The 8879-nt window shown below is 71.0% G+C and carries 9 protein-coding genes; 3 read left to right on the forward strand and 6 right to left on the reverse strand.

Going from position 1 to position 8879, the window contains the following annotated elements:
• The first annotated feature begins 93 nt into the window (after positions 1 to 93).
• A complete protein-coding gene (locus tag D7V88_RS35075; protein WP_120544957.1) occupies positions 94 to 1746 on the forward strand; it encodes a formate--tetrahydrofolate ligase in 1653 nt (550 codons plus the stop codon).
• A 73-nt stretch (positions 1747 to 1819) separates the two neighbouring features.
• Here the strand turns inward: D7V88_RS35075 and D7V88_RS35080 are convergent, their stop codons facing one another.
• The 5 genes from D7V88_RS35080 to D7V88_RS35100 all read right to left on the reverse strand — a co-directional run bounded on the left by D7V88_RS35080 (position 1820) and on the right by D7V88_RS35100 (position 5661).
• Complete coding sequence (locus tag D7V88_RS35080; RefSeq protein ID WP_120544958.1) at positions 1820 to 3412, reverse strand: methyl-accepting chemotaxis protein; 1593 nt, start codon at positions 3410 to 3412, stop codon at positions 1820 to 1822.
• A 375-nt stretch (positions 3413 to 3787) separates the two neighbouring features.
• Positions 3788 to 4291, reverse strand: coding sequence for a PTS sugar transporter subunit IIA (locus tag D7V88_RS35085; RefSeq protein ID WP_120544959.1), 504 nt, complete (start codon positions 4289 to 4291; stop codon positions 3788 to 3790).
• 74 nt (positions 4292 to 4365) lie between these two features.
• Entirely contained in the window at positions 4366 to 4707 is a 342-nt protein-coding gene (locus tag D7V88_RS35090) for a hypothetical protein (protein ID WP_147448988.1), read from the reverse strand.
• 231 nt (positions 4708 to 4938) lie between these two features.
• Positions 4939 to 5244 (reverse strand): hypothetical protein, encoded by a 306-nt coding sequence (locus D7V88_RS35095; protein WP_120544961.1) that lies wholly within the window; start codon positions 5242 to 5244, stop codon positions 4939 to 4941.
• Between the two features lie 39 nt (positions 5245 to 5283).
• The gene (locus tag D7V88_RS35100) at positions 5284 to 5661 is read right to left on the reverse strand and encodes a hypothetical protein (RefSeq protein ID WP_244238563.1); all 378 of its coding nucleotides are present in this window, start codon (positions 5659 to 5661) and stop codon (positions 5284 to 5286) included.
• A 232-nt stretch (positions 5662 to 5893) separates the two neighbouring features.
• Here D7V88_RS35100 and D7V88_RS35105 point away from each other — a divergent pair, with 232 nt between their 5' ends.
• Both D7V88_RS35105 and D7V88_RS35110 read left to right on the forward strand, forming a co-directional pair.
• Complete coding sequence (locus D7V88_RS35105; protein WP_120544963.1) at positions 5894 to 7243, forward strand: sigma-54-dependent transcriptional regulator; 1350 nt, start codon at positions 5894 to 5896, stop codon at positions 7241 to 7243.
• A 150-nt stretch (positions 7244 to 7393) separates the two neighbouring features.
• Positions 7394 to 7855 (forward strand): hemerythrin domain-containing protein, encoded by a 462-nt coding sequence (locus tag D7V88_RS35110; protein WP_120544964.1) that lies wholly within the window; start codon positions 7394 to 7396, stop codon positions 7853 to 7855.
• Positions 7856 to 7858: 3 nt separating this feature from the next.
• Here the strand turns inward: D7V88_RS35110 and D7V88_RS35115 are convergent.
• Positions 7859 to 8879: sensor histidine kinase (locus tag D7V88_RS35115; RefSeq protein WP_244238564.1), on the reverse strand; the 1021-nt coding region annotated here is incomplete at its 5' end.

The following is an 8879-nucleotide window of genomic DNA, read 5'->3' on the forward strand; positions in this document are numbered from 1 at the left end:
GCCCCTGGGGGAAACGTCCAGGCCCGGGTGCCTGCCTGCCCCCCGTGTCGCGAGCGTTGACCTCTCCGGGCGGGACACGGAGAGTCCCGCGCCATGACGCTCCGTCCCATTGCCGAAGTCGGTGCCGAGCTGGGCCTCGCGCCGGAAGATGTCCTCCCCTGGGGCCGCGACCGCGCCAAGGTGTCCCTGGATGCCCTCGGTCGCCGCTCGCGCCAGGGCCGCATGGTGCTGGTGTCGGCCATCAACCCCACGCCTCCTGGCGAGGGCAAGACGACGATGTCGGTGGCGCTCGCCATGGGCCTGCGCCAGCGGGGACGCAAGGCGGTGGCGGCCCTGCGCGAGCCGTCCCTGGGGCCCGTCTTCGGCGTGAAGGGCGGCGGCACTGGCGGCGGGCGGGCCAGCCTGGAGCCCGCGGCGGACATCAACCTGCACTTCACGGGGGACCTGCACGCCATCACCAGCGCGCACAACCTGCTGTCCGCGCTGGTGGACAACGCCGTGTACTACGGCCACCCGGTGGTGCTGGAGGGCACGAAGGTGCGCTGGCGCCGCGCCATGGACATGAACGACCGGTTCCTGCGCAACGTCATCGTGGGGCTGGGCGGCAAGGCGCACGGAGTGCCGCGCGAGACGTCCTTCGACATCACCGCCGCCAGCGAGGTGATGGCCATCCTCGCGCTGTCGGAGAACCTCCAGGACCTGGAGGTGCGGCTGGGGCGCATCGTGGTGGGCCAGGCGCCGGACGGCTCGCCCGTGCGCGCGAAGGACGTGAACGCGGCGGCGTCCATGGTGGCGCTGCTGAAGGACGCGCTGATGCCGAACCTCGCCCAGACGCGCGAAGGCGGGCCGGCCATCGTGCACGCGGGGCCGTTCGGCAACATCGCGCACGGCTGTTCGTCGGTGGTGGGCACGCGGCTGGCGCTCGCGTACGCGGACGAGGTGGTGACGGAAGCGGGCTTCGGCTTCGACCTGGGCGCGGAGAAGTTCCTGGACATCAAGTGCCGCGGCGCCGGCGTATGGCCCCGGGGCGTGATGCTGGTGGTGACGCTGCGAGCGCTCAAGCACCACGGCGGCGCGAGCCCGGCGCAGGTGGCGGAGCCGGACCGGGAAGCGCTGCTCAAGGGCTTCAACCACCTGGAGAAGCACCTGGAATCGGTGGCCGCGTTCGGCCTGCCGGCGGTGCTGTGCGTGAACCGCTTCCCGCAGGACACGCAGGCGGAGCTGGACGAGCTGCGCGCGTTCGCGAAGGCCCGGGGCGTGGGCATCGCCGTCTGCGACGGCTTCACCCAGGGCGGCGAGGGCTCACTGGAGCTGGCGGACACGGTGCTGGCGATGCTGGACGCAACGGACGCGGCGCCACCGAAGCCGCGCTTCCTCTACGAGCTGGATCAGTCGCCGGAGGAGAAGATCCGCGCCATCGCGCGCACGGTGTACGGCGCGGACGACGTGGCCTTCACGCCCGGGGCACGCAAGGACCTGGAGACGGCGCGGGCGCTGGGCGGCGCGGGGCTGCCGGTGTGCATGGCGAAGACGCACCTGTCGCTGTCGGATGATCCAACGAAGACGGGCCGCCCCCAGGGCTTCACGTTGACGGTGCGCGAGGTGCGCCTGTCCGCGGGCGCGGGCTTCCTGGTGGCGCTCACCGGCGAGCTGCTCACCATGCCGGGCCTGCCCCGGGAGCCCGCCGCCAGGCGCGTCACCGTCCACCCCGACGGCCACATCACGGGCCTGATGCAGGGCGAGTAGGCCCGACGGACAACGGGCCGCCCCGGTGCATCCGGGACGGCCCGTGGGCCCTGCGGGGTCCGGCGTGGAAGCGCTAGACGCGGAACGAGGTGGACAGCTCCTGGAGCTTGCCCAGCGAGCTGTTGATCTGCCCCACCGCCTCTTCGGCGTTGCTGGTGGCCAGCACCACGTCGCTCATCATCTCCGACAACTGCGTCACCACTTCCGTCATCTGCGTGATGCCCGCGTTCTGCTGGGTCACCGAGGCGACAATCTGACGCGCGGCCTGGCTGCTCTCCTGCACCACCTGGGTGATGTCCTTGAGCGTCGTCGCCGAGGCGAGCACCTGTTCGATGCCCTCCTCCATCTTCTGGCTGTCGCCCTCCGCGATGCTCACCGTCTGGCGGATGGCCTGGTTGATCTCCAGGAGGATCTTCCCGATGCGCTGCGTGCTCTGGAGCGACTGACCGCTGAGCGCCCGCATCTCCTTGGCCACCACCGCGAAGCCCCGACCCTCTTCACCGGCCCGCGCCGCTTCGATGGCTGCGTTGAGCGCCAGCACGTTGGACTGGTCCGCCAGGTCCTTCACGCTGCCGATGATCTCTCCGGCGTGCACGGCCTGCTCGGACAGGTGCCCGATGCTGCCCACCAGCGCGCCCACCCGCTGGCGGATCTGCTGGAGCCCTTCCGCGCTGCGCTCGATGGAGACCTGTCCCGACGCGCTGTACGCATCCGCCTGCGCCGCGACCTTCAACACCATCTCCGCGCGGCTGGCCGCCATGCCCGACGTCTGGGCGATCTCCGCGATGGTGGAGCTGGCCTCCGTGAGGCTGCGCGACTGGTTGGTCAGGAAGTTGAGCTGCTCGTGGCTCGCCGTGTTCAGCCGCGCCGCCGCCGCCGTCAGATCCGTCACCACCGCGTGCAGCGTGCCCGGCACCGAGCGCAGCCGCTTCATCAGCGTCTCGATGCTGCGCGCCAGCTCGCCCACCTCGTCCTGCGCGGAGGTGTCGATGGGCTGCGACAGGTCACCGTCCCGCGCGATGCGCGTCGCCGTCTCCGTCAGGCGCGCCAGGGGCAGCGTCACTTCGCGCAGCAGCCACACCGTGAGCGCCGCCAGCGCCGCGATGCAGGCCACCGACAGCACCAGCACCCACGTCAGCGTCGTGCCGTGCAGCGACTCCATCTCCATGAAGGCCTCGCGCTGCGCGGCCTCCTGCTGCGCCGTCACCGACTCCAGCCCGTCGTGCAGCGTCTTGTGCACGGGCCCCAGCTTCGCCAGTGCGTCGTCGGCGCCCGCGCTGTTCTGGGCCGCCAGCGCCACCACCTTCGCGGCCTCCTGCCAGTAGCGCGTGAAGGTCTCCTGCAGGGACTCCACGCGGCCGGTGTCCACTTCCTTCATGCCGCGCAGGGCCTTCAGGCCCGCGGTGAGCTCCGTCACGCGCGCATCCAGCGTCTGCTGCTGCACCGCGTGCAACGCCACCGCGTCGCCCACGTCCTGGTGCAGCGCGGCGAAGCCCGCGCGCAACGTCTGCGCCTGGCTCACCGACGGAGCCAGGCTGAAGCCGATGCGATCCGAAGCGGCTCGCGTTCGCATGCCCAGCCCCACCGTCACCGCCACGATGGCCACCAGGAACACCGACGCCACCACCGGCAGCACCATCATCTTCTGCTTGAGCCTCAACGCCATCACACACCCCCTCGCGGGCCCACGTCAGACATCCCGATGAAGCGCGGTCGTGCATCCCCGCGGGGCCTGCTGCGCCAGCTCATTGTCGCTCATCCTTCCGCGGCCCGGGCGGGCCCCCCCGACGGTTGAGGCCCCGTCGAGACACGTAGGATAGACAACACCTCTCCCCCCGACTCAAGCCCGCGACCTTTGAAATATCTTGTAAACGGGTCTGGATTGCCCCGCAGGGTCCCCCAGGACACTTGACCCTGTCAGGTGGGACCTGCCTCGCAGGATGTTCTACGTCAGATGTAGGTGCTGATGGCACACCCTGGCGCGATCATTCCAGCCCGCCGGAAGGACATCCGGGTGCTGAGCGAACCGTGGGTCGGCCATTCAGCGGTGAAGGATGGCGCGGTGCGTCGTTGGCGCCGGGTACGGATGAAGGGTGGCCTCGGTCTGGGCCAGGAGGGTGTGGGCCTGCTCGGCGGTGGTGGTCCGCAGCAGCGCGCCTCGCAGCGACGCGTCGTGCAGCAGCGCCGCGATGCGTGACAGCACGTTGAGGTGCAGGCCCGCGGTGTCCGGCGGGGCCGCCATGCCGACGAAGAGGTGCACCAGTCCGTCCTCGGGTTCGCCGAATGCGAGGCCACCGCGATGGATCCCCAGGCAGGTGACGATGCGCCGCACGCCCTCCACACGGCAGTGGGGAATGGCCACGCCGCCCTCCATCGCCGTCGTGCCCAACCGTTCACGCTCGCGCAGGTGTTCCGCGAGCACCGCCGCTGTCACGCCCGCCTGCGGCGCCAGCAGTCCCGCCAGTTCCTGGAGCAGCGAGTCGCTGTCGCGCGCCCGCAGGGACGGTTGGATTGCCTCCACCGCCAGGAAGTCCATCCACCGCATGTGCCCTGCCTTCCGACCCGAGGGGCCGCTGAGGTCTCCAAGGTCCGCCGTCCACTCGCCACCGGGCCATCGCATCAGAGCGCCACGGCGACGCGTTCGCGTCCCACCATCACGATGCACGCGGCGAGCACGCGCGCACTGAACCGGTCGCGCTCGCTGTCCTCGAACGCCTGCACGAGCACCTCCGGATCGTCGTCCAGGAACAGCGTGGAGCCCACGCGCTCGAAGACGTGGGCGAGCAGGCTGCGGCAACACGTGCAGCGCCAGGCGCGCTCCAGCGCCCGACCCGCGCGGCGGCGAGCGTCCACCAGGCCCTCCGCCCCCAACATGCGCACCGCCTTGAGCGAGGCCTCGTGTCGGGGCCCGGTGTGGCGCGCACGGACGCTCCACGTCTTCAAGATGGCGATCATCCTCATGACTTTCACTCCTGGATGCCGGGGTTCTTCCACCCGGACGCCCCCACCCAGGAGCATCCCTCGTGCCGAAGGGGCCGCACTGCATCCCCGCGTTCTTGCTGGAGGCTCCGCCGCTGCGGCGCGCGCGGGATTTCATCCTGCACGGTGACGCCGTGCAGGACGCGGTGTCCGACGCTGCTTCATCGGCGGGAGGCGAAGCATGCCGTCGCACGCCACGGCCCCGCCGCGTCTTCACCGCCAGGGAAGGAGGCGCTCACGGCACGCGTCGTCACACTCCGGGAACAGCCCCAGGAAGCGGGCCTGCTCACGGCAGCGTGAGGTGAAGTCGGAGGCGAGCGGGCTTTCGCACAGTAAGCGGAACGTGTCGGAGGCCCGGAGGAAGACGGCCGCGCGCTCCAGGGGCGTCATGCGCTGCACGCTCCGCCGTTCGGCGCCCGTGCTGACGAGCGCCACCGCCGCCAGCGTCCACAGCAACAACCAGCCGGGCAGATCCCGCCACCAGGGGCGGGCGAACCCGCCGTTCGCGAAGGAAGACATGCCCCGTCCAGGGGCAAACCGTGTGCCGCGCGGGCTTCTTCAGCGCGTGGGGTGCCCGCGGAAGGGCTCGATCTCGCCCTGGCAGGCGGCGTCGCACTCGGAGAAGTTCTTGAGGAAGTCCGCGAGCTGACCGCACTTGCGAGGGAAGCGCGTGCCGCCTCCATCCGGCAGGCACAGCTCCTCGAACTCGTCGCGCGTCTCGCGGAACAGGGCCTGTCGCTGCGAGGGGGACATGGCGTTCAGCGCGCGGTTCTCCCCTCCCTGCAACCACAGGAAGACACCCACCAACACCAGCAGCACGATGCCGATCCACGTGCCCCGGCGAACCCAGCGGTCCGGAGCGGGCGTCAGCTCCTTGGCGAAGATGTTGTCCTCGCCCCCGTCACCGTCATCGGTCGGCGTCCCGTCGTTGCGCATGGGCTCCATTCCATCCATGGCGCGTGCCAGTCGCACGGCCGTTCCGCAGCAGACACCAGCCGGCCCCACGTTGCACCTTGCAAGCAGCGACCGGGTGCGACCTTGCGGGATGCAATGCGTCTTCCCGTGCCCTTCCCGCCCGGCATCCAACAAACGGGCCCGGCACACGGCATGCTCTTACACTTGCTCCATGGAAGTCCGAGCCGGACCCGAAGAGACAACGGAGCGCCCCATGCGGGTGCTCGTGGTGGACGACGAGCGCAACATCCGCCACACCCTGAGGGTGTGCCTGGAGGGCTTCGGCTGCGAAGTGCGCGAAGCCGCCACCCCCGAGGCCGCGCTCGCGGCGCTCGCCCAGGGGCCGGCGGACCTGGCCTTCGTGGACCTGCGCCTGGGCAACGCCTCCGGACTGGAGCTGCTGCCCCGCCTGCTCGCTGAATCGCCCGCGCTCGACGTCGTCCTCATCACCGCCTACGCGACGTTCGACACCGCCGTGGAGGCGGTGAAGCGTGGCGCGCGCGACTACCTGCCCAAGCCCTTCACCCCCGCGCAGATCCGCCACGTGCTGGAGCGCGCGAAGGCACAGCGCGAGCTGTCGTCACACCTGGGGGACCTGGAGGGACAGCTCGCGCAGGCCGTGCCGGAGGCCACGCTGGAGACGGCCTCTCCGGCGATGCACGCGGCCATCGGCTTCATCACCCGCGCGGCCACGTCCGACGCGGCGGTGCTGCTGCGCGGGGAGAGCGGCACCGGCAAGGGCGTGCTCGCCCGGGCACTGCATTCCATGAGCGCCCGGCGCAAGCGGCCCTTCGTCACCATCAACTGCCCCACCCTGTCCGAACAACTGCTGGCCAGTGAGCTGTTCGGCCACGCGCGAGGCGCCTTCACCGGCGCGGTGAAGGACCAGCCCGGGCGCGTGGAGCAGGCCGAAGGCGGGACGCTGTTCCTCGACGAGGTGGCGGAGATGAGCCCCTCGCTCCAGGCGCAGTTGTTGCGCTTCCTCCAGGAGAAGCAGTTCGAACGGCTGGGCGAGGGCCGCACGCGCAAGGCGGACGTGCGCGTGGTGGCGGCCACGCACCGCGACCTGGAGAAGGACGTGGCGGAGGGGCGCTTCCGCGAGGACCTGATGTACCGGTTGAACGTCCTGGAGGTGAAGCTTCCCGCCCTGCGCGAGCGGCCCGAGGACCTGGTCCCGCTGGCCCGTCGCTTCGTTGCCTTCTTCGCGAGGGCCGCGCAGCGTCCGGCACCGGAACTCTCCCCCGCCACGGAGGCGATGCTGCGTGCCTACCCGTGGCCGGGCAACGTGCGCGAATTGCGCAATGCCCTGGAGCGAGCGCTCATCGTGGGGCCCGCGGGCGTGGTGGAGCCGCAGGCCTTCCCGGAGCGCATCGCGTCCGCGGTGGGCCCTGGCGTGAGCCTGGGAGGGCCGCACACGCTGGAGGACGTGGAGCGCGAACACATCCTGCGCGTGATGGCCTCCACGCCGACGCTGGATGAGGCGGCCCGCCTGCTCGGCATCGACGCGTCCACGCTGTGGCGCAAGCGCAAGAAGTACGAATCGGACGCGAAGCCGGAAGCGTAGGGCGCTGGCATGTGCGCCAGTGCATGCGGACACCCCCCTGGAGTCAGGGGCGCTCAAGGGCGCGGCACTTCCGCGCGGATTGCACCCGTGCGCCTGCGTGAGAACCCTGCGGAGGGGCCGCCACCGCGGTCCTCCCAATGGGGGTGCCTCATGAACATCATCGACGTGCTCATCCAGCAGCACCGGGACGCCGAGGCCCTCTTCGAGGCCTATCGCGCGGCGCCGGACGAAGAGAAGCCTGAGCTGTGCGTGCGCCTGGCCGAAGCGCTCACGTTGCACAGCACCATCGAGGAGCGCTGGGTGTACCCCGTCGCGAGGAGCGTCGTCGAAGGACCTCGCATCGACTTCGCGGTGGAGGAGCACGGCGAGATGAGCCAGCTCATCTCCGAATTGCTGCACGCCCGCCGGGAGCCCCGTCGCCGCGAGGCCACGGTGCGGCAGTTGGAAGCGGTGGCCGCGCACCACATGGCGGAGGAGGAGCGCGAGGTGTTCCCACGGCTCCGCGAGATGGCGTCGGAGGCGTTCGGCCCGAGCAGCTCCGAAATCGTCCGCACCGCGTCCGACGCGCGCCGGGAGGCGATGCGCCGGTTGGATGCGCCCGCCGCGCCGTGACACTCACGCCACGTCGGGCTGCGGCAGCGTGAACCAGAAGGTGCTGCCCTGCCCGGGCGTGCTCACCACGCCCAGCTCGCCACCATGCGCCTGGACGATGTCCCGCGCGATGGACAGGCCCAGCCCCGCGCCGCCCGACGGTGCGCCCGGGGCGCGGTAGAACTTCTCGAAGATGCGCGCCTGTTCCTGCGCGGGGATGCCCTCGCCGGTGTCGCGCACCTCGAAGCGCACGCGTCCGTCCTCGCGCAGCACGTGCACCGACACCTCGCCATCACGGGGCGTGTGCTTCACGCCATTGCCCACCAGATTGCCCAGCACCAACTGCAAGCGCTCCGGATCCACCCGCACCGTCTCCACGTCGAGTGACAGGGCCTGGGACAGCCGCACGCCCCGGTCCTCCGCCACCGTGCGCTGCGCGGCCAGTGAGTGTTCCACCAGCTCTTCCGTGCGCACCTCACGAAGGTCCAACTGGAGCTGACCGGACTGGATGCGCGACAGGTCCAGCAGGTCGTCCACGATGCCCTGCAAGCGCTCGCAGTCCTCGCGCGCCGCGAAGAGCAGGTCCGCCTGCTTCTCCGTCACCTGCCCCACGACGCCCTCGGCCACCAGGTGGATGGCCATGCGCAGCGACGTGAGCGGCGTGCGGAACTCGTGCGCCACCGTGGCGACCAGGTCGTTCTTCAGCTCGTCGAAGCGCCGCAGCCGCGTCACGTCCTGGAGGATGAGCGTGGCGCCCACCACGTCCCCCATCTCGCCGTGCACCGGGCTGCCGCGTGGCAGGAGCCACCGGCCACCGTCCAGCGAGCCCTCCACGCGCACCGCTTCCTCGTACCCCCGGGGCTGGTACGCGCCCCGTCCGCCCACGACATGCGCGCGCACGCGCTCCAGCACCGCGCGCACCTCCGGCTCCACCCGGCCCAGCGCATCCCCGCCCTCGTCCAGACGCAGGCGCAGCACCTCCTCCGCCGCGGCGTTGACGTTGAGCAGCCCACCGTCCGCGCCCAGCACCAGCACGGGGTCGGGC

Origin of the sequence: Corallococcus terminator (genome assembly GCF_003611635.1) — a bacterium.
Lineage (GTDB): Bacteria > Myxococcota > Myxococcia > Myxococcales > Myxococcaceae > Corallococcus > Corallococcus terminator.